Origin of the sequence: Serratia ureilytica, assembly GCF_017309605.1 — a bacterium.
GTDB lineage: Bacteria > Pseudomonadota > Gammaproteobacteria > Enterobacterales > Enterobacteriaceae > Serratia > Serratia ureilytica.
On the sequence record NZ_CP071320.1, the window covers coordinates 1,229,201 to 1,250,375 of the forward strand.

Below are 21,175 nucleotides of genomic sequence, written 5' to 3' on the forward strand. Positions count from 1 at the left end.
ACACCCTTACCGATGGCCTCTGTCAGTGATTGGATTCATGACGTGGATGAATTAAGACGATTTATTGGCAAAGGGTAGTACAGCGCGAGAGGAAAACCTACCGGGAAGCCCGACTTTACTGCGTTAACGCCAGCCCGGCGACAGAATGACGAAAAAGCCGGCGCGAGGCCGGCTTTTGGCGTATTACAGCAGGAACAGAGTGGCGAGGCCGAGGAAGATGAAAAAGCCGCCGGTGTCGGTCAGCGCGGTGATGAGCACGCTCGAGCCGACCGCCGGATCGCGGCCCAGTTTGAGCATGGTCATCGGGATCACCACGCCCATCAGCGCCGCCAGCAGCAGGTTTAGCAGCATCGCCAGCGTCATCACGCCGCCCATCGCCGCGTCGCCGTACAGCAGCCAGGTGATCACGCCCATGATGCCGCCCCACACCACGCCGTTGATGATGGCGACGCCCAGCTCCCTGAGCATCAGGCGCGAGATGTTGCCGACTTCAATCTGGTGCAGCGCCAGCGCGCGCACAATCATGGTGATGGTTTGGTTGCCGGTGTTGCCGCCGATGCCAGCGACGATCGGCATCAGCGCCGCCAGCGCCACCAACTGGGAAATGGTGTGTTCGAACAGGCCAATCACGCGCGAGGCGACGAACGCGGTACAGAGGTTGATCGCCAGCCAGGCCCAGCGGGTCTTGACCGCCTTGCTGACCGGGGCGAACACGTCTTCTTCCGGGCTCAAACCGCCCATGCGGCGCAGGTTGGTGTCGCTCTCTTCGTTGACGGCGTCGACGATCTCTTCGATAGTCAGGCGGCCCATCAGTTTGCCTTTGGCATCAACCACCGGGGCGCTGATCAGGTCGTAACGTTCGAACGCGCCGGCCGCTTCATCGGCCTTGTCTTCGGGCTGAAAGGTGGCGGGATCGCTGTCCATCACTTCGCGCACCGGGATCTCCGGGTCGTTCAGCAGCACTGCGGTGAGCGGCAGTTCGCCCAGCAGGGTGTTTTTGCGATCGGTGACGAACAGTTTATCGGTGGCGTCGGGAATGGTTTTGCGCATGCGCAAAAAACGGTGCACCGCGCCGAGCGTGACGTCCGGCCGCACCGTCACCAGTTCGAAATCCATCATCCAGCCGACACTGTCTTTGGCGTACTGGCTCATCTCGCGCACCTGAGCGCGCTGCTCCGGCTCCAGCGAGGTCAGCAACCGGCCCATCAGGTTACGCGGCAGGTATTGCGCCAGGTAGGCCTGTTCGTCGACGTCCAGCGTTTTGATCGCTTTGAGCAGGTCTTTGTCGCTCATTTCCTCGATCAGGCTGTCCCAGACCGGCTCGGCGACCTCCACCAGCGTCTGGCCGCGCTTGCTGTTGCCCACCAGCCGCCACAGCGCCATACGTTCATCCTGCGGCAGCGCTTCCAGCAGGTCCGCCAGGTCGGCGGCGTGCATGTCGTCAAGCAGGCCGGTGATTTCCGCCGTCTGGTTCAGCAGTTCGCTTTGGCTGAGGGCGTGTTCATCCCCTGGCCGGCCGAGAATGCCGTCGACCAATTCCTTATTGTTCAACAACAGAGTGAGAATGCGCTGGCGGTGTTCAGCGACTTTTTTGACGTTATGGGTTGCGGCTGACATGGTGTTCCTTAACGGGCGCTCGGCGTTCCTGACGCAGGCTCATTAAAAGATAGAGCATAGCGAGTGCCGGAGTCATTTTTATGAAACGGACGGGGCGCGGCGGTTATTCAGAGGAGGCGTCCTGTTGCGGCGTGCTGACTTCGGCGGCGTTTTGCGCAGCGGCCTGCTTTTTTTCCTGATGATGAGGCACCGCCACCACGGCGGCGTACAGCAGTCGGCCGACTAAAATGATAAAGCTGATAAACAACACTATCTTCGTCATCTGTCCGGTGGTTTTCTTGCGCATATATCACCCGGTATGCCGGTGTCCTGTGTTATTCGCTCGAGAATTTGTAACCGGATTTTAGGCGCTGATGACAAAAGTTGTCCATTTTTTTCCGGCGAGCGGCGCGCCGTATTAGGGTTTCGTTTAGGTTGGCAGAGCGGGGGCGGAAAGAAAAACCCCCTGGCTGGCAGGGGGCGGAGGATCAGGCGGAGCGCTGTTCGTCTTGCGAACCTTCTTCGTCGATCAGCAGCTTCCAGCCGACGACGTCGTTCCAGTAGGCCTGCTCGCGCTCGAAGTCCAGCTGCACCAGGTTGTTTTGCGCCAGGTAGCCGGCCGGGAAGCGCAGCGTCCAGTGGTTGTCGTCGGTGGTCAGGCGCAGCGTTTCCGGTGTGGTGGTCGACTGACGCTGGTTGTTGAGCAGGGTGCTCAGACGCAGCAGCTGGATCAGCGGCAGGTAGTGTTTCTTCTTGAACAGGTTGAGGCGCGGCAGCTCTTCCAACTTGATCGCCTTGCGGTGGAAGCGCACCAGCGCCGCCAGCAGCAGCTGCTGTTCCTGGTTGAAGCCAGGCAGGTTGGAGTTTTGCAGAATGTAGGCCGAATGGCGGTGCATGCCGCTGTGGTTGATGCTCAGCCCCACCTCGTGCAGCATGGCGGCCCATTTCAGCAGGGCCTCCAGCTGTGGATGCGCCAGCTTGGTGTTCTGCGCCATCCACTGCGAGTAGAGCAACTCGGTGGTTTCCAGCACCCGTTTGGCCTGCTCGCGGTCGATGTTGTAGTGATCGGCCAGGCTCTTGGCGGTGCGGCTGCGGATGTCCTGGTGGCGGAAACGGCCTTCCATTTCATACAGCACGCCTTCGCGCAGCGCGCCGTCAGACAGGCGCAGATCGCGGATCGCCAGCGCATCGAACACGCCGCACAGGATTGCCAGCCCCGGCACGAACACCGATTGGCGGTCTTCCGACAGCCCCGGCAGGCTCAGCGAGCCGAAACTTTTGAACTGCAGCACCTGCTCGGCGAGCATTTCCAGGCGATCCAGGGTGATGAGACCGTCTTTTTCCCCCATCGCCACCAGCACTTCGTGGGCGGCCTTGATGGTGCCCGAAGCGCCCAGCGCATACTGCCAGCCCTGAATGCGGTACTGCCAGGCCAGCGTTTCCAGCTTCTGCGCCGCCGCCAGCCGCGCGCGGCGGAAGTTGTTTTTGCTGATCTCGCCGCCCGGGAAGAACAGCTGGGCGAAGCTGACGCAGCCCATGCGGCGGCTTTCCGCCAGCAGCGGCTCGAAGTCTTCGCCGATCACCAGCTCGGTGGAGCCGCCGCCGATGTCGATCACCAGCTTGCGGCCTTTCTCCGGCTGAGTGTGCTCCACGCCCATGAAGATCAGGCGCGCTTCTTCCTGACCGGCGATGATTTCTATCGGGTAGGGGATCACTTTGGCGGCGCGCTTGAGGAACACTTCGGCGTTCACCGCCTGACGCAGGGTGTGCGTCCCGACGATGGTGACGTTATCCGCCGGGAAGCCCTGCAACCGTTCGGCAAACAGGGCCAGGCAGGCCAGGCCGCGCTCTATCGCCTCTTCACTGAGTACGTTGTTGCTGTCCAATCCGTCGGCGAGATGCACCCGCTGTTTTAAACGGCCCAATACCTGTAAGGCGCCGTTGACGACGCGGGCGATCACCATGTGGAAACTGTTCGACCCGAGGTCGATGGCGGCGATTTCCTGCGGTTTGTTCGTTGCAGTGTTTTTTAGCGGCATAGTTGCTGGCCTACTGTCCTGGTTGTTCCAGAGCTTTTAAATACTCGTAAATAGCCACCTGGGCGCGCACTTTGCGGCGGTTGCCGCGCGGCACGTACTGGTTGCTCAGTTCTTTATCCACATAACGGGCCTTGACCGTATCGCTGAACAGGATCTCCAGAATGTCCAGAACGCGCTGTTTCAGCGCCGGATCCAGCAGCGATACCGCCACTTCGATACGGTAATCTATGTTGCGGGTCATCCAGTCGGCGGAGGACAGATACACCCGTTTGTCACCTTTGTTGTCGAAAACGTAAACCCGATCGTGTTCCAAAAAGCGATCGACGATGCTGATCACCTGAATATTGTCGCTGATCCCCGGCAGGTTGGGAATCAGGGAACACATGCCCCGCACCAGCAGGCGGATCTTCACGCCGGCGCCGGACGCGGTATATAACCGATCTACCAGCCCTTTATCCACCAGATTATTTATTTTCAACATAATGCCGGCCTGTTCCCCGGCCTGGGCGTTGGCGATTTCGTTGTCGATCAGCTCATACAGCTTCAGGCGCGAGTTCTGCGGCGACACCATCAGGTTGTCGAAGGTGACCGGCCGGTAGGGGTTCTCGATAAAGTTGAACACCCGGCGCACTTCGTTGGTGATGCGTGAGTCGGCGGTCAGCAGCGAATAGTCGGTATAGATGCGCGCGGTTTTTTCGTTAAAGTTGCCGGTGCCGATATGAGCATAGCGCACAATTTCATCGCCTTCACGGCGCGAAATCAGGAACAGTTTGGCGTGGATTTTCAGCCCCGGCGCCGAGAAGATCACGTGTACGCCGGCTTCGGTCAGGCGCTTCGCCCAGTGAATGTTGGCCTCTTCGTCGAAGCGCGCCTGCAGCTCGACCACCACCGTGACCTTTTTGCCGTTGTGCGCGGCGTGGATCATCGATTCGATGATGCGCGAGTCTTTTGCCACGCGGTAGATGTTGATTTTGATCGCCAGCACGCTCGGATCGAACGACGCCTGGCGCAGCAGCTCCAGCACGTGTTCAAAGGTGTGGTACGGGTAGTAGAGCAGCACGTCTTTTTCGCGAATGGCGTCGAAGCCGTTGCGGAAACCGTCGAACCAGATGTGGCGCAGGCGCGGCAGCGGCTTGTTGACCAGGTTGGCCTTGCCGACGTTCGGGAAGCTGATGAAGTCTTTAAAGTTGTGATAGCGGCCGCCGGCGATCACCGAATCGTAGTTGGAGATGCCCAGCTTGCCGCGCAGCAGTTCCACCATCTCGTTCGGCATGTCGCGCTGATAAACGAAGCGCACCGGTTCGGCGGTGAGGCGCTGTTTCAGGCTGGAGGACATCAGTTCCAGCAGGCTGGATTCCATTTCGGTCACCAGATCGTACTCGGCGTCGCGGGTCATCTTCATCGAATAGGCGTTGAGCGCGTCGTAGTCGAAGAAGCCTTTGAAAATCTCATCCAGGCAGTAACGCAGAATGTTGTCCAGCAGGATCATCGGCTTGCGGCGGCGCGGCGCTTCCGGCGGCAGATTGACGAAGCGCGGCACTTTGTCCGACGGGATTTCCAGCAGCGCATAGTCGGTGCGCGCGCCGCGGATAATTTCCACCGCCAGATAGGTGTAATCGTCTTTCAGGAACTGCACCAGATTGGTGTCGTGGTTGATCAGGATCGGCGTGATGTGCTGGCGCAGATGCTGTTTGAAATACTGGCGCAGCCAGATTTGCTGGTTTTCGGACACCTGGCGTTCGTTGATCAGGAAGATCTGGTTGCGCGCCATTTCCAGCAGCAGATCGTTGTACAGGCCGTCGAATTCCTGATCGGTTTTCAGCACCTTGGCCTGGATCTTTTTCAGCAGGTGGCGCGAGGCGCCGGCGGAGCCCTGCTCTTCGCTGATCAGGATGCGGCGTTTGAGATCGGCGAAGCGGACCTTATAGAACTCGTCGAGGTTGTTGGAGTAAATGCCCAGAAAACGCATTCGTTCAATCAGGGGATTGCTCTTATCTGCGGCTTCCTGCAACACGCGTTCATTAAAGGATAACCAGCTTAGTTCTTTTTCGATGTAGAGCTTTTCCTGACCCATTGCCACTCCAGTTCAATTTTAGAATAGGATCCGGGACGCAGCGCCCGGATGCCGCTCTAGTGTCCTTCATCATTATTGCGAGAGATTGACAGGAAAGTCCAACATATCCATTGCGTTGGCGCGCGGCGTTTTTCGCCGACAATAAATTTTCCCCGCGGCGGGATGCCCGGCAGTGAAACGATCAGCATGAAATGACGGTTAGCAGGCTTATTCTTGGCGTTATAAAGCGTGTTTATGGTCATTTTTCAGCAATATATCAAATTCATATTGTCTGTTGGCAGTGTAAAAAACCTGGGTTGAGTCGGGTAACTTTGTCATGCAAACGTCATAAAACTGACATAAGATGCCCGGTTATCTTACGGCGTAAGCCCGATTACATCAGCGACAGCGAGACACATGACACAGACGACGGCAAATCAACATCCCCGAGATCGCCTGCGCGGGCGCATCGACCGCGGCGTGCAGGCGGCAGTGACCGCCTGCGGGCTGATGGTGCTGATGACGTTGATGCTGATCTTCGTTTATCTGCTGTTTGCGGTGCTGCCGCTGTTCAAACCGGCCTCGCTTGGGCAAGTTCAGCCGCTGCCGATTGTGGCGTCTTCCCCGGCGCTGGCGCTGGGCATGGACGTGCAGCAGCGCGTCGGTTATCGCATCGATGCGCAGGGCACGGGGCAATTTTATCGTCTGTCGCCGGCGCCGAGCGGCCAGGCCCAGACACCGCTGGTGCAGCAAACGCTGCTGGCCAAACCGGCGCTGCTCGCGCAGGCCGCCGGAGAGCGGGATCTGTTCGCGTTGGCGCAGGCCGACGGCCGGTTGGTGGTGGCGCGCGCGGATTTCGCCACGGCGGAAAACGGCCGGCCGCAGTGGCTGTTCCCACTCGGCCAACCGCCGCTGGCGCTGGATCCGCAGCGCAAGCCGCTGAAGCTGTTGTCGCTGGCGGACGCGCATCGCGGGCAGTATCTGCTGGCCGGGGTGACCGACGATCGGCGGCTGGTGTTCGGCCGTTTCAGCCCGGATCGGCCGCCGCAGTTCAGCGAACGTCCGCTGGAACACGACGCAGAGCAGTTGGTGCTGACGCCGGATGGCCGCCAGCTTTACCTGCTGGCGGGCAACCGGCTGGCGCGTTACCAGATAGACGGCGCGCAGCTGCAGCTGCGTGAAACGCGCACCTTGGGCGAACACGCCCCGTACCAGATGACGGCGCTGCCCGGCGGCAGCGCGCTGCTGATCAAGGGCGCCGACGGCAACCTGCGCGAGTGGTTCGAGGTGGAAAAAGAGCAGCGCTGGCGACTGACGCCGGTACAGCATTTCGACCACGGCGCCGACGGGCAGGAGCTGACGGTGGCTGAACCTTATCGCCGGGTGTTCGCCACCCTGCGGCCCGATGGCGGCTTCTCGTTATTCTCCACGATCCAATCCCAGCCGCTGCTGAATACCCGTTTGGGCGCCGAGGTGCGGCAAATGGCGTTCGCGCCGCGCGGCGATGGCCTGCTGCTGGAGAGCGCGCAGGGCTGGCAGCGCTATGCGCTCGACAACCCGTATCCGGACGTCACCTGGCGTTCGCTGTGGGGCAAGGTGTGGTACGAGAACTACCCGCAGCCGGCCTATGTCTGGCAGTCCACCTCTGGCGAAGACAGCTACCAACCCAAATTCAGCCTGATGCCGGTGATCTTCGGCACCTTCAAGGCGGCGGCTTACGCGATGCTGTTCGCCATCCCGCTGGCCTTGGCCGGCGCCATCTATACCGCTTACTTTATGACGCCGGGGCTGCGGCGAGTGATCAAACCGGCTATCGAAGTGATGGGCGCGCTGCCGACGGTGGTGATCGGGCTGGTGGCCGGCATCTGGCTGGCGCCGATCATCGAGCAGTATCTGTTGGCGGTGCTGGCGTTGCCGCTGCTGCTGGCGGCGGCGGTGCTGCTGTGCGGCGCGTTGACCCATCGCTTTATGCCGCGCTGCCGGCCGGGCGTCGATCTGCTGTTGCTGTTGCCGCTGCTGGCGTTGACGGTGTGGCTGGCGTTCAGCCTGGGGCCGTGGCTGGAGGTGGCGCTGTTCGGTGAGCCGCTGCATTTCTGGCTGGGGGATAATTATGACCAGCGCAATGCGCTGGTGGTGGGCGTGGCGATGGGGTTCGCGCTGGTGCCGATCATCTTCTCGCTGGCGGAGGATGCGCTGTTCAGCGTGCCGGCCACCCTGAGCCAGGGCTCTTTGGCGCTGGGCGCCACCCAATGGCAGACGGTGATCAAGGTGGTGCTGCCATCCGCCAGCGCCGGCATTTTCTCCGCGCTGATGATCGGCTTTGGCCGCGCGGTGGGAGAAACCATGATCGTGCTGATGGCCACCGGCAACACGCCGATTATCGACGGCAGCCTGTTCCAGGGGCTGCGAGCGCTGGCGGCCAATATCGCCATCGAAATGCCGGAGGCGGTTTCCGGCAGCAGCCATTACCGCGTGCTGTTCCTGACTGCGCTGGTGTTGTTTGTCTTCACCTTCGTGTTCAACACGCTGGCGGAGGCGGTGCGCCTGCGGCTGCGCAAGCGCTACACGCCGAATCAGGAGGCGCCATGAAAAACTGGGTGAAGAGCGGGTCGCCGTGGGTGTGGCTGACCGCCGGTTCGGTCGCCGTCAGCCTGCTGGCGCTGATCGGCATTCTGTTGCTGCTGGCCGGGCAGGGGATGCGCTATTTCTGGCCGAGCCCGGTTTATCAGTTCGAACTGAATCAGAACGGCGCCGGGCCGGTGACGGTGATCGGCGAGTTGTACCAGCAACAAAGCATTTCCCGGCGCCAGCTGGCTGAGGCGGGCGTCACGCCGCCGGGCGAGGCGCAGAACGTCGAACGTTATCTGATTAAGGTCGGCAACCGCGAGCGCGAGGGGCAGGATTTCCGCACCTTGCTGGCCAGCGATATCCGCAGCCAAAGCACGCCGCGCAGCCTGCTGGTGCTGGAACGCGACAGCCATGGCACCGCTTACGGTTATCTGGCGGGGCTGCTGGAAGATGGGCAACCGCTGACCGGCCGCAATCTGGGGCAGGCGTTGCAGCAGCGCCTGCCGCAAATCGCCGCGCTCTCGCGCCAGGCGCACGACATTCAATTCCGCGACATGGCGCGCATCAATCAGCAGTTTGACGCGCTGCGGCTGCGGGAAAAGCGCCTGCAGCGCGACGATAAGCTGGACGCCCGCGCGCAAGACGCCATCAAGGCCGAACGGCTGGAGCTGCAGCGGCAGTATCAGCTGTTGTCCGAACGTCTGGCGGGGCTGAACCGCGATCGCCAGCGCGACGCGTTGCTGCTGCGCGACATGCACGGGCAGACGTTGACCATTCCGCTCAGCCAGGTGCGCGATGCCTGGTACCCGAACGCCATGAGCACCTCCGAGAAGCTGGCGCACTGGGGCGAGCAGGTGAAGAAGTTTCTCATCGACAGCCCGCGCGAGGCGAATACCGAAGGCGGGGTGTTCCCGGCCATTTTCGGCACGGTGTTGATGGTGATCCTGATGTCGATCGTGGTGATGCCGTTTGGCGTGATCGCGGCGGTGTATCTGCACGAATATGCCGGCAACAATCTGCTGACGCGGGTGATCCGCATCGCGGTGGTCAATCTGGCCGGCGTGCCCTCGATCGTCTATGGCGTATTCGGCCTCGGCTTCTTCGTTTATATGATAGGCGGCACGCTCGATCAGCTGTTCTATCCTGAATCCCTGCCCAACCCGACCTTCGGCACGCCCGGCGTGCTGTGGGCGGCGCTGACGCTGGCGCTGCTGACGCTGCCGGTGGTGATCGTCGCCACCGAGGAAGGGCTGTCGCGCATACCCACTTCGCTGCGGCAGGGCTCGATGGCGCTGGGGGCCAGCCGGGCCGAGACGCTGTGGCGCATCGTGCTGCCAATGGCGGCGCCGGCGATGATGACCGGCCTGATCCTGGCGGTGGCGCGCGCCGCCGGGGAGACCGCGCCGCTGATGCTGGTGGGGGTCGTGAAATCGGTGCCGGTGCTGCCGGTGGACGAGATTTTCCCGTATCTGCACCTTGAGCGGAAGTTCATGCATTTGAGCTTCCAGATCTACGATATGGCATTCCAGAGCCCGAGCGTGGAGGCGGCGCGGCCGTTGGTGTTCGCCACCGCCTTCTTGCTGGTGACGATCGTGGTGAGTTTGAATCTGGCGGCGATGGGCATCCGCCATTCGCTGAGGGAGCGGTACCGAGCATGGTCGCAGTAACAATGACGCTATTTTTGGGGAGTGCGTAATGGGTTTGATGACGCCAGGCAGTTTGCCCCGGCTGGATGTCCAGCATCTCGACGATGAACAGACCGCGCTGGCGGTCAACGGCCTGAACCTGTTTTATGGTGACAAACAGGTGCTGCACGATATCTCGCTGCGTATCCCGAAACACCGGGTGACGGCCCTGATCGGCCCTTCGGGCTGCGGCAAATCGACGCTGCTGCGCTGTTTCAACCGCATGAACGATCTGGTGGACAACTGCCGCATCGAGGGCGAACTGCAGCTGAACGGCGCGGCGATCTCCGGCGCGCAGATCGACGTGGCGGCGTTGCGGCGGCGGGTGGGCATGGTGTTCCAGCGGCCGAACCCGTTCCCGAAATCGATCTATGAAAACGTGGTGTACGGCCTGCGCCTGCAGGGCGTGCGCGACCGGCGCTTGCTGGATGAAGCGGTGGAGCGTTCGCTGCGCGCCGCCGCGCTGTGGCATGAGGTGAAGGACCGGCTGCGCGAAAACGCCTTCCGCTTGTCCAGCGGCCAACAGCAGCGCCTGGTGATCGCGCGTGCCATCGCCATCGAGCCGGAAGTACTGTTGCTCGACGAGCCGACTTCGGCGCTGGATCCGATCTCCACGCTGACCATCGAAGAGCTGATTTCGGCGTTGAAGCAGCGTTACAGTGTGGTGCTGGTGACGCACAACATGCAGCAAGCGGCGCGCGTCTCCGACTACACCGCCTTTATTCATCAGGGGCGGCTGGTGGAATACAACGACACCGACGCCATTTTCACGTCGCCGCGCCAGCGCCGCACCGAGGATTATATTACCGGGCGGTATGGGTGAGGGGAGAGCGACGGAGGTTTTCGCTCCGTCGCCGGCAATGGCCGTTGCAGTCGGCCTGCGTCTGCTGTTTTATTTTACCCGCGCATTAAGCCGGCATGAATTAATGCATGGCATAAGTCTGATTGCCGGCGAGTTTGTTTTATTCATCTTTCATCATGTGGAATTCAATCCATTCTCTGCAATTTATTATCAACCACAATTATGTTGTCGGTGATGATCAATATAATTGTTCATGTCGATAATGGCTGTGGCGGGCTCGGCGGTGCTGAAATGGTAATCCTTAATGCGCGCGGCCTTTAGCCGTAACCCGCAATACCAACCCCACCAACAGCAACGCAGCCCCCGAGGCATAGAGCGGGAACCAGCGCGTCCACCAGAGCGGGGAAAACAGCGGGGTGCTGTTGGGATCTGCAGGCGCGTAGCCGCTATAGGTATTTAGACCGGCGGCGATGGCGAGCATCGCCAGGCCGATAAAAAGCAGCAGGTTTGAAACTTTAGCCATTTACGTTACTCCTTCGTAGAAATTCAGAGGAAAGGTTCTTGTTATTGCGGTGCGTTACTGTTTCATCCACTATTCCGGTTAAATACGTTCTTGGCTTTTTTATCAGCTCATTTTCCGGTAAAAATGGCATCACCGAATACTAGCCGGTTATTCGCCAATAAAAAACCCGCCAGCGCGGGTTTTCTCTTTTTTCTCGCAGACCGTCACTTCACCAGCGGCTTATCGCCCGGCGTTTTGAACTTCGCCAGATATTGCGGCTGGAAGATGCACATGCGCAGCACGGTGCGGTATTCGCCGTTGACGAAGAACTCGTCGATCAGCTCGCCTTCCACGTTAAAGCCCAGCTTGCTGTAGATGTGGATCGCCTTCGGGTTCTCCTTGTCGACGATCAGGTACAGCTTGTACAGGTTCAGCACCGAGAAGCCGTAGTCCATCGCCAGGCGGGCGGCGGTGCTGGCGTAGCCTTTGCCCTGGTGGGCGGGATCGATGATGATCTGGAATTCTGCGCGGCGGTGGATGTGATCGATCTCCACCAGTTCCACCAGGCCGACCTTGGCGCCTTCGTGCTCGATGATAAAGCGGCGCTCGCTCTGATCGTGGATGTGTTTGTCGTAGAGATCGGAAAGTTCGACAAAGGCTTCGTAGGGTTCTTCAAACCAATAGCGCATAACGCTGGCGTTGTTGTCCATCTGGTGGACGAACGACAGATCGTCCCGTTCCAATGGGCGTAACCTGACGCTGGCAGTGCTGGACATGTGGGCTCCTCTGTGCCGTGAAATTGTGCAAAGTATAACTTCACAGAATGGATGAAGGCGAAAAAAAACGGCGCCGCGTGGGCGCCGTTTAGGCAAGGTTCAGACTTCAGACGGTGCAGGTATTAGCTGGCCTGGCGACACTTATGGCCTCTGGTGGCAATGGAGTCTGCAATAAAATTTGTTCGGCGATTTCCGCCGATACTTTTTTAATCGCAACAATCAATTGAATTGCCGAATTTAGGACAACGCTTTTTATTTCTTCCACGCTTTTGCCGCGAAGAAACGAATGCAGGAAGACATCGCCAAACGCGCTATTGTTCAAGTCGCTGCGGGTTTTACAGGCCATCAGACGCTCAAATCCGTTATCGCTGTCATAGGGGCCTTCACAGAAAAATGCCGTTTCTACCGCGATTCGTTTGATCGCCATGAGTACAAATCCGTCCATCGAGGGGCTCTCCATTCGTTTTATTTAAGGAGCGGGCCGTGCGGATCAGGCCAGCGTCATTACCTTTCTCTTTCTGTTCTGCCAGCGCACCTGGCCCTCTCCCCAGGGTTTGAGCTTGTTGAAGCGCTTGATTGCCTGAGGTGCGAAACCGGGCCTGCAACAAAAATCGAGCAGCCATATCCTGTCTCCCTCATTCCATTCGGAAGGGTGAAGTGGGAACCCCGGATCGCGTTGCAATTGCGTTTCGGTGTCCTCCGTCAGACAGGCCCAGAGAACATAGGCCAGCGGTTGGTCATTGGTGTCGAAAAGAAACTTGATCTGCCCGTGCTGTATGGCAAATATCAAGCGCTCTTGAACGCTTTTTATCGGATGAAGGCTGTAATTTCGGTGATGTAACATGCAGCTCACGGCAAAACCAAGCTGCTCATAGTCTGACCATTGATCTTGGCCGCCGGCGGTTTCTCGAATATAGAGCGTCATGCTGGTTCATTTCTCCTGGAGGGGATGACAAGCGGCTGCCCGCCAAAGGTTTCTTTGGCGAAGGCCACCGCCTTTATCCGCATGTCGGTTAACAGTTGCCGCAAGCGTTGGTCGTCATCACCATTGGCCTCCACCAGAGCCGTGATTTCGTTGAGCATCTGTATTTTCCCGCACTGGGGGCGGGGCCGCAGCCTGAGGCGAGCCTGTTGCGCCATGCCTTTCTGAATAACGGTGGCATCGATTCCCTGGGCGCGGCAGGTTTCGACCAACCAATGATTGACCTGCGAGAAAGCGCTCAGGGTGCCCATAAAACGCGCATCCCGTGAGAAATCGTCATGCGTGGGGACGGGGTGCCCTTGGCTGCAGCGAATCAAGGTCACGACCAAACGTTCCAGCGGCGATTCGTCTCCCGCCATTTCCGCTGAGACATAGAGCTTTCGGCAACGGTGGATAAGCAGCTGCAGGAAACTGTTTGCCAGCCTCTCTAAGGGTTTTGGCGTCTCCGCCGGTGAGAGCAGGTCGATGGGAATGCCCAGTAGCGTCAAATAGCCGCGGCAACAGGCCTGCTGAAAAAAATGCCAGAAATAGGTTTTTACCTGTTGCTGGGCGATGGCAATGAAAGGCCGATCAAACAGGTACTTCCCAAGGTAGAAGCACAGCTCGGATAGGCTGTTCTGAATGATTGCCGGTTCTCTCATCAATTGTGCAAACTTGAGCTGGTATTCGAAATCGTAACGATGATCGCTGGGGAATAAACAGGTTAGCCCGTTAAAATCCAATACCCTACCGTCCATGGTGATGTTGGAGGATGAGGTGGTCAACATCAGGAAGCGGGTGCGGCAAAACGCCATTTGCCGAGCCAGACGTTTGGTGAGCTCATACATCCCCTCAAGGCAGCGGCGCCGCGGATCGCGAGCGGCCTGTTCGCTGAAGCCCGCGGTGGGGACCGGCAAATAGTCCGGCAGGCGGCGAAGCACGGATTTAACCCGTTGAACGTCATGCATGAGCTGCCCTGCATATTCCGCTTTGGGCCGGAAGTAGGGCGTTCGTTCAAAATGTGCCGGGCGGACCAGGGGCTCGCGAACCAGAAGGGCGCGGCGAGAGCGGCCCTTTGTGCGGGTGAAATCCCCATGGGTATAGCTGTCGGTGAGCAAAATCGCGTGGGTGCGCGCGGCGCCATAAGGCAACGTCTGCGCCAGCATTTCGCTCCATAGGGCTTCATAGATCGCCTGTTCGGCGCGCAGTTCGCCATTGGAGTGATACCAATCCGAACCTTGCCCGACCAGCGGATTAGCACCGATTCCTTTCACCTGGTAACGGCCATCAAAACCGCAGCGGGCGCCGCCGCCGTTACGTTGAATACCGCCTCCGCCGTAACGTTCCGCGTGGAAAACTTTGACGGCGCCTGGCGTATCGGGAGTGACCAGATAGCTGCACGCGGCGTGCAGCGCTTCGCCGTCTGCCTTTTCTTCGGCGGACCAAATGAGAGAGGACGTAACCCGGTGTGCCGTGAAAGGCACTAAATTTTCCGCCAGGTCCTTAAGTAAAAAAGAATCGCTCATTGGGTGATGTACTCTATGGTGTAGTTCAGTTCTGATACGGACGTGCGCTGCGCGAAACGAGCAAAAGCGGCGTCCAGATGCCCGGCGATATCGCGCAATGCTTCCGCCCTGGCCATCGCGGGGTGATCGCAGTCGATGTCGATATTTTGTATTCGTCCATGTACATAGGGGCGCCAGGCCTCCAAATCCAACCAGTCTTCTGCGCGCGGCGCTGCTGCCGTGAAGAACAGCAAATTACCGTAGAAGTGGCCGTGTTCCGACTGGCCGACCAGGCGGCGGCTATTAATCACCACGTCAATCAAGCGGTCGAGCGTGCCGTCATCCAGACTGGCCAGGGCGCTGCCGTGTTTTCGCAACAGGGCGATTGTTTCCGCGCGTTGCAGGATCTCGCCTTTCGGCACGACCAGCGAAGGCAATTCTTGATCGAAGGGCAAGGCGATGCCCGCAATGAACAACAGGGCGGCCAGCGCCAGGCTCTCCTCCTCTTCGCCATTGAGCGTTTCAAAAGCGAAGCGTCGCCACAGATCGCTGGGATAGGCATCCATCATCGCCAGCAATTCGACCTGCTGATCTTGTTGCTCTAGGTGGATGGCGACATTGTGGGCGATCATGCCGCCAACCGACCACCCGATGATCCAGTAAGGCCCCTCGGGCTGATGGGCGCGTATGCGCCTGGCATATTCTGCGGCCATTTCATCCATCGTTCGGGTGATATTGCTGCCCGGCGTCAGGCCTTGAGCTTGCAAGCCGACGATTTCACACGGCGTTTTGAGAAAACGCGCCAGGCCGCTGTAACACCAGGCGATGCCACCGGCCGGATGGATGCAAAACAGCGTCGGCAGCGCGTTTTGCGAAGCGCCGGCGCCAGGGCGCAGCAGCAGTGTGGCATCGAGCATATCCGGCGCTGAGTGCTGGCCTTGTTCGGCCAGCGCCCGGGCTGAAGGATGAGCAAAGATACTGGCGATGGTGATTTGCCAACCCAGGCCGGCGTTAATGCGGGCGGCGACATCAACGGCGCTCAGCGAGTTGCCTCCCAGTTCGAAGAAGTTGGCTTCAGGCGCCACGGCAGGCAGGCGCAGCGCATCGGCAAAATATTCGCACAGCCGTTGCTCCGTCAGGGAGGAGGGAATGCCACCGCCCTGTGATTGCGGGCTTTGCGGAGCGGGCAGCGCTTTTCTATCCAGTTTGCCATTGCGGCTGAGCGGCAGTTCGGAGAGAAACACCAGGCACTGCGGCAGCATGTAGGCAGGGAGATATTCCCGGCAGAGCGCTAGTAAGGCTTTTTCATCGGCCTCGGCGCCGCTGGCCACGACATAGGCGACAATGCGCCCGTCATGCATGTTGGCGCAGGACTGGAGCACCTGCGGATGTCGATTGAGAACCGCGTCAATTTCCTCCAGCTCAATACGCTGCCCGTGTATTTTTATCTGGTGATCCAGCCGCCCCAAATAGTCTATTTCGCCATTCGGGCGCCAGCGCGCCAGGTCTCCCGTGCGGTAAAGGCGCTTGCCGTCCGCCGTGGCGAAAAACCGTTCTGCCGTCAGCTCGGGTTGGCCCGCATAGCCGTCAGCGAGACAAATGCCCTCAATGTGCAATTCCCCTTCGATGCCAATGGGGGTGGTGTTGCCGAAGGGATCCAGCACGTGGATGCGCGTATTCCAAATGGGGCGGCCGATAGGCACGCTGCGCTTCTCGTCGCTGCAGCTCAGCGCGTGGTAAGTGACATCAATGGCGGCCTCCGTCGGGCCGTAAAGATTATGCAAAGGCGCCGTCAGCAATGTCCGCTGCCGTTGGGCCAGCTCCGGCGACAAGGCTTCCCCGCTGGCGAATACCCTGAGCAGTGGCAGCGGTTCGGGCCTGCGTTCGACGGCGTCGAGAAACAGCGCCAGCATCGATGGAACAAAGTGCAGCGTTGTGATGCGATGCTGCACGATGCAATTCAGCAGGTACGCCGGATCGGTATGGCCGCCGGGCCGCGCCATCACCAAGGTTGCGCCCCCGATCAGCGGCCAGAAAAACTCCCAAATCGACACATCAAAGGTGGCCGGCGTTTTCTGCAGCACGCGATCCTGCGTTCCGAGAGGATATTCGGCCTGCATCCATTGCAGGCGATTGGCCAAGGCAAGATGGCTCACGATCACCCCTTTTGGGGCGCCGCTGGAACCGGATGTGAACAGAATATAAGCCGGATCTGCGCCGCTTTGCCGCGTGACGAGCGGCAATGCCGCGTCGCCCTGATGGGCGGCTAGTGAGTACAGCGCGGCGAGATCGAGCCGGGGAACGCTGTCCGGCAACCTGTCGTCATCGGCGCGATCGGCTATCAGCAATGCCGCATTGGCCTGCTCGAGCATCTTTTGCTGTCGCCGCGTCGGCAGTTCGGGCGACAGCGGCAATAGCGTGGCGCCGGCACGCATAATGGCCAGCAGAACCACTTCTAAGGCTACGCTGCGTTCAAGTGTGACGGCGATCACCTGGCCGCGAGCGCCTTGCAGATGGCGTTCAAGGGCATGCGCGCACCGCCGTGAGCGCAGTTCCAGCGCCGAATAGCTCAGCCGTTCGTTTTCGTCGAGCACGGCTAGCTGATGCGGAGTGGCTTGAGCCTGTTTGAGGAACAGGCCGAGGATCGTGTTGGCGGGTAACGGCTGGGCGGTGTCGTTCCATTGCGCGATTAACGCCAGTTCCGCCGGTGCTGGCAGCGTCAGTTGTTGCAGCGGAAGGGTCGGCGCCGCAACCAACTGCATGATCCAATGCAACAGCCGCCGCACATGCAATTGCAGCTCTGCGTGATGATGGCGCGCGGCATTGGCGATAAGACGCAGGCGGCGCGGTTGCAGGTCCGTACCCAGTTCCAGGTGGAGGTTAAGATCGCGTACGGGGCCGGTGGCGATATGTTTGACCGTGGCGCTTAGCTCCGCAAAATCGAGCGTCGCAGGCGGAGGCAAGATGTTCAGTTCGATGCCGTAAAGGGGCAGAGTATCGCCTACCCTGCCGATGGCTCGGCCGATCCATTCTCCGCGGTAGCGCTGGTGCGCGAGCAGCTCGCGCCGGCTGCGGGCGACGGTGGCGCAAACGTCGCGAAAGTGCGCGTGTTGCGGCAAATCCAGCAGAAGCGGCAGGATATTGCTGCGGGTGACCGCCGCCTGGGCGCCATAAGTATCAAGCCGCCCCATGCAGGGCAGGCCGAACAACAGTTGCCGCTCGCCCGACTGACAGCGGGAGAAATAGCTGGCGAACGCGCTGAGCAAGATGTCGGATAACGCGATCCCGCTGCTTTGGTAGAAGCTGCCCAGGGCTAGCGCCAGCTCGGTATCGATAACGGTCTCGACTTCCAACGTGTGCTCGGCCATGGCTTGCGCTGGCGCACCCAGAAAGGTCGGCGCAGGCAACTGCGCGCAGCGCTGCATCCAGTAGCGGTGATCGTCCGCATATTGCGCGCTCTGCCTGTAGAGGACGTCGTCCTGGCAGAGCGTGGTCAGTTTGACAAAGCGGCTGGGGAGAGGCGGCGTTCCTTGCAACAGCGCTCGGTAATGCTCCCCCGCACGGCGGTGGAGCAGGGAATAGGCGTAGGCGTCGAAAGCGATATGGTGTATTCGGGAAAACCATATCGCTTCGCGTTCATTCAAAACATACAGCTGATGTTCATGAAGATGTAAATTCTCCGGTCCCTGTTCCCGTTGCGTTATCTGTTCCATCGCGCGCCAGGCGAGCGTCTCCGGGTCTGCGTGATGGCTGAGATCGCAGACGGTCACGCGGCCAGCAGGCTGGCGGATGCCGAAAGACGGAGTGCCATCGATATCGAGGAAACGGTGGTTGAGCACCTCAATATCCTGCAGAGCCAGTTCGATGGCGTTGAGCAATAATGTCCGATTAATTTCACCGTGCAGGCGCAGGGCTTGCGCCGTCGCATAGAGTTTGGAAGAGTGGCTCGCTTGCGATGCGTACCATACGCCCTGCTGGGTGTCCGCCAGGGGGGTATTATTAAGGGATGAATCATTCATTTTTTCTCTGGCTCCTGTTCTGGAGTGGTACTCAAGTGCCTTGTCACCAGGCTTTCCATTTTCTTTTGGCCTGCAAAATCAAATCAATATCTCTGTGTAATTGATATTCAGTGCTTTGGGTTTTTCACCTAGCGCGATTTCATTCAATGAATGCCCTGCGCTCTTCGTTGGCGACAATGACCGGCGGGGGAAATTGCTTTGCCCTTATCGCCAAGGTCATCGCAAAATCTTCTGCCGCGTTTCGCCGGGCATACCGCAATAAATTAAGTAGCTATCATTTTTTAATCGCTATTGGGCCGCACCCCGGCGGCGACGCGCGGCTTGCTTTTCGCCGGCTCTCTGTTGCGCCCGGCATTATTTTCCCTTTGTCGCTGCGCGAATGGCCGGCAGCACAAACAGTGAGGCGATAAAGCTGATGAATACGCCATAAGCGATACTGATCATCTGCATTTTTCCGCTGACCATCATGGGGAACACCAGCTCATGCGCGTGGCCAAACGTGGTGAACGTGATGCCGTTGAACAGCAACATGCTCAACAAGGCGCCAATGGAAGAGCCTGCCAGGCCCAGCAAGAGGGTTTGGCAGAGATAAGACACATCAATAACCCTGCCGAATCCCAGCAGCAGCGTTATTGCCAGCTGGTCTTGTTGGTTGGCGATGAGCGATTCACACAGCGCGATGATGCCCGCAGTCACCGACACCCCCGCCAGCAATGAAAATAACAGGCCGAACCACAGCAGCACCTGGCCCAACCCTTCGCTGCTGCCGGCATAGTAGGTTCGGCTGTCGCTAATGGCGACTCGGTCATTGAGCGTCCCCTGGATGGCTTGTTGCAGTTGCTCGACAGAGGTGACATTGCTGGTCAATGCCACCAGGTTGTAATCGAGTCCCGCGCCCCAGCTGGTGCGGATATGTTCCAGATCGGCCATGAACTCGGACTGCCGCGGCGAACCGCCGGTGGTAAATTCACCGACGATTTTCCAATCGCGGTCGTGCAGGCGTATGGTCTCGCCCACGTGGAACGCCGGATAATGCCGCGCCAATGACGCGCCGACGACGAGCTCATTTTGCCCCGGCTGAAATGCTCTGCCGCGGGTGAGGGTGACCAGCGGTTGCCCGTTGTTCGCGTTCATCAGCGTGAATGCCGCCGGCGTTACGCCGCGCACCAGATACTCTTTCTCCACGTTGTCTGGGCGGAGCCGCACCAGGACAACCCACTCCGGCGAAGCCGCAACAAGGCCGGGCAAGCGCGAAAGTTGCGCCGCCTGCGTTCGCGTTATCGTGCTGGTCAGTTCGGAAGAGGAGTCTTTGCTTTGCGCAAAATACAGGCCGGGTTCCGCACTCGACTCCAGCGCGCCGATCAGCCCTGCGCGCAGTGAAAATAACGATGTCACAATGACCGCGAGAAAAATGAAGCTGGATAGAATCGCGGTGAAATAAAGCGGCCGCCGCCACAGGTTGCGTAATCCAATGCCCAGCAATATCCCGAGCTGGTGGATTTTCGAGGATGAACGCGGGTTCATTTTCTCTCCTCCTGCAGGCGAGCGATTTGCAAGAGGGAGGGCAATGCGCAGACCAGGGATAAAATAAAGACCAGCAGGAGGCCGATGGCATAATCCTGGAAATGCGGCTCAACGGCGTTTAATACGGCGGGGAACAGCGTCGGCAACAGCAGAATAAAAATAACCGACAACACCATGCCCACGATGGCACCCGCCAAGGTGATGGCGCCGAGTTGCACGGCAACCGCTTTAATCAACTGTGATTTGCGAAAACCCAGATAATTAAGGGTGCGGTAGTCGCTCAAGGCTTTATGCGTCATGACATAGAAGTTGGTGCTGAGCAGCAGCGCCAATAACAGGCACAGCGCCAGATTGACCCAAAAAATCACGCGATGGAAATCGAACAATTTACTCATAAACAATTTTATATGCATGCGTACGGGGGCTGTCTGCGTGGTGCCGCGCAACCGCTCCGCGCCAAACAGGGCATCAATCTGCCGGGAGAGGTTCTCGGCAGACATGCCGGGTTTAGGGGTCGCCATAAAAAAACTCACCAGCCGCTTGCCATTTTGTCTCACGCTGTCGAGGTAGTCATAATGCATCCAGACCGCGGGAGGGGTGTCGGTTTGGGTTTCTTCAACGATGCCAGTAATGTAAAGATCGAGAATGGGGTTAGGCGCGAGCTTCCAAATCGCGGATGAAAGCGGCAGCCGATCGCCCGCTTTTAAGCGATATTGCGCCGCAAAACGGCTGTCGACCAGCACGCCTTGCCGGTCATTCTGCCAACGCTCCAGTAAGCCCGGCGCTATTTTTAAAGAGGGGATCATGGCGAAGTAGTGTTGGTCTTCTACCGCGATAGCGGGCACGAACCATCCGGGGTGGCGATAGTAAGCACCGACCCAAACTCCCCAGCTCAGCCGATCCAACGCCGGCAGTTGACTCATTTTCTGATGATAAAACTGCGGCAGCAGCATTTGGGAACTGAGTGCATTCAGCACCAGTAGCCGGTTGTCTGCGCCGGGCGGATCGCTTGCCTTTAAGCTGAAGGCGCGATCAAAGGTCAGCATGAGCAGCAGCAACATGACGCCGCTGGCGATAAACAGCAAGATCATGATAAATCTTCTCGACTGCTCAGTGGCGGAGCGCCACAACCAGAGGTAAAACAC

At 59.3% G+C, this 21,175-nt stretch carries 15 protein-coding genes; 3 read left to right on the forward strand and 12 right to left on the reverse strand.

The window, feature by feature from the left end; all coding sequences use genetic code 11:
- Positions 1-183: 183 nt before the first annotated feature.
- From mgtE to ppk1, 4 genes are all read right to left on the reverse strand, one after another.
- Complete coding sequence (mgtE, locus tag J0X03_RS05665) at positions 184-1,617, reverse strand: magnesium transporter (RefSeq protein WP_015378729.1); 1,434 nt, start codon at positions 1,615-1,617, stop codon at positions 184-186.
- A 103-nt stretch (positions 1,618-1,720) separates the two neighbouring features.
- Positions 1,721-1,903, reverse strand: a complete 183-nt coding sequence (locus J0X03_RS05670) for a YfgG family protein (protein WP_033644045.1) — start codon at positions 1,901-1,903, stop codon at positions 1,721-1,723.
- A 181-nt stretch (positions 1,904-2,084) separates the two neighbouring features.
- Positions 2,085-3,635, reverse strand: a complete 1,551-nt coding sequence (gene ppx / locus J0X03_RS05675; protein ID WP_038873722.1) for an exopolyphosphatase — start codon at positions 3,633-3,635, stop codon at positions 2,085-2,087.
- 10 nt (positions 3,636-3,645) lie between these two features.
- A complete protein-coding gene (ppk1, locus tag J0X03_RS05680) occupies positions 3,646-5,709 on the reverse strand; it encodes a polyphosphate kinase 1 (protein ID WP_033644044.1) in 2,064 nt (687 codons plus the stop codon).
- 396 nt (positions 5,710-6,105) lie between these two features.
- Here ppk1 and J0X03_RS05685 point away from each other — a divergent pair, with 396 nt between their 5' ends.
- From J0X03_RS05685 to pstB, 3 genes are read left to right on the forward strand one after another with little or no spacing between them, the layout of a single operon-like run.
- On the forward strand, positions 6,106-8,277 hold the full coding sequence (locus J0X03_RS05685; protein ID WP_060660369.1) for an ABC transporter permease subunit: 2,172 nt from the start codon (positions 6,106-6,108) through the stop codon (positions 8,275-8,277).
- The gene (gene pstA, locus J0X03_RS05690; RefSeq protein WP_033644042.1) at positions 8,274-9,923 is read left to right on the forward strand and encodes a phosphate ABC transporter permease PstA; all 1,650 of its coding nucleotides are present in this window, start codon (positions 8,274-8,276) and stop codon (positions 9,921-9,923) included. Before J0X03_RS05685 ends, pstA begins: the two co-directional genes overlap by 4 nt.
- 28 nt (positions 9,924-9,951) lie before the next feature.
- Positions 9,952-10,764, forward strand: a complete 813-nt coding sequence (pstB, locus tag J0X03_RS05695) for a phosphate ABC transporter ATP-binding protein PstB (RefSeq protein WP_004941613.1) — start codon at positions 9,952-9,954, stop codon at positions 10,762-10,764.
- 280 nt (positions 10,765-11,044) lie between these two features.
- Here the strand turns inward: pstB and J0X03_RS05700 are convergent, their stop codons facing one another.
- The 8 genes from J0X03_RS05700 to J0X03_RS05735 all read right to left on the reverse strand — a co-directional run bounded on the left by J0X03_RS05700 (position 11,045) and on the right by J0X03_RS05735 (position 21,121).
- Complete coding sequence (locus tag J0X03_RS05700) at positions 11,045-11,266, reverse strand: hypothetical protein (protein WP_033644041.1); 222 nt, start codon at positions 11,264-11,266, stop codon at positions 11,045-11,047.
- A 203-nt stretch (positions 11,267-11,469) separates the two neighbouring features.
- Complete coding sequence (speG, locus tag J0X03_RS05705) at positions 11,470-12,021, reverse strand: spermidine N1-acetyltransferase (protein ID WP_033644040.1); 552 nt, start codon at positions 12,019-12,021, stop codon at positions 11,470-11,472.
- A gap of 106 nt (positions 12,022-12,127) precedes the next feature.
- Positions 12,128-12,466, reverse strand: coding sequence for a hypothetical protein (locus tag J0X03_RS05710; RefSeq protein ID WP_033644039.1), 339 nt, complete (start codon positions 12,464-12,466; stop codon positions 12,128-12,130).
- 45 nt (positions 12,467-12,511) lie between these two features.
- On the reverse strand, positions 12,512-12,946 hold the full coding sequence (locus tag J0X03_RS05715; RefSeq protein ID WP_033644038.1) for a toxin-activating lysine-acyltransferase: 435 nt from the start codon (positions 12,944-12,946) through the stop codon (positions 12,512-12,514).
- Entirely contained in the window at positions 12,943-14,508 is a 1,566-nt protein-coding gene (locus J0X03_RS05720) for an MchC protein (protein ID WP_160204483.1), read from the reverse strand. Before J0X03_RS05720 ends, J0X03_RS05715 begins: the two co-directional genes overlap by 4 nt.
- Positions 14,505-18,506: a non-ribosomal peptide synthetase gene (locus tag J0X03_RS05725; protein ID WP_071845117.1), complete on the reverse strand. Its 4,002-nt coding sequence runs from the start codon at positions 18,504-18,506 to the stop codon at positions 14,505-14,507. Before J0X03_RS05725 ends, J0X03_RS05720 begins: the two co-directional genes overlap by 4 nt.
- A 354-nt stretch (positions 18,507-18,860) precedes the next feature.
- Entirely contained in the window at positions 18,861-19,988 is a 1,128-nt protein-coding gene (locus tag J0X03_RS05730; protein ID WP_162997473.1) for an ABC transporter permease, read from the reverse strand.
- A 38-nt stretch (positions 19,989-20,026) separates the two neighbouring features.
- Positions 20,027-21,121 (reverse strand): ABC transporter permease, encoded by a 1,095-nt coding sequence (locus J0X03_RS05735; RefSeq protein WP_089195063.1) that lies wholly within the window; start codon positions 21,119-21,121, stop codon positions 20,027-20,029.
- Positions 21,122-21,175: the final 54 nt, after the last annotated feature.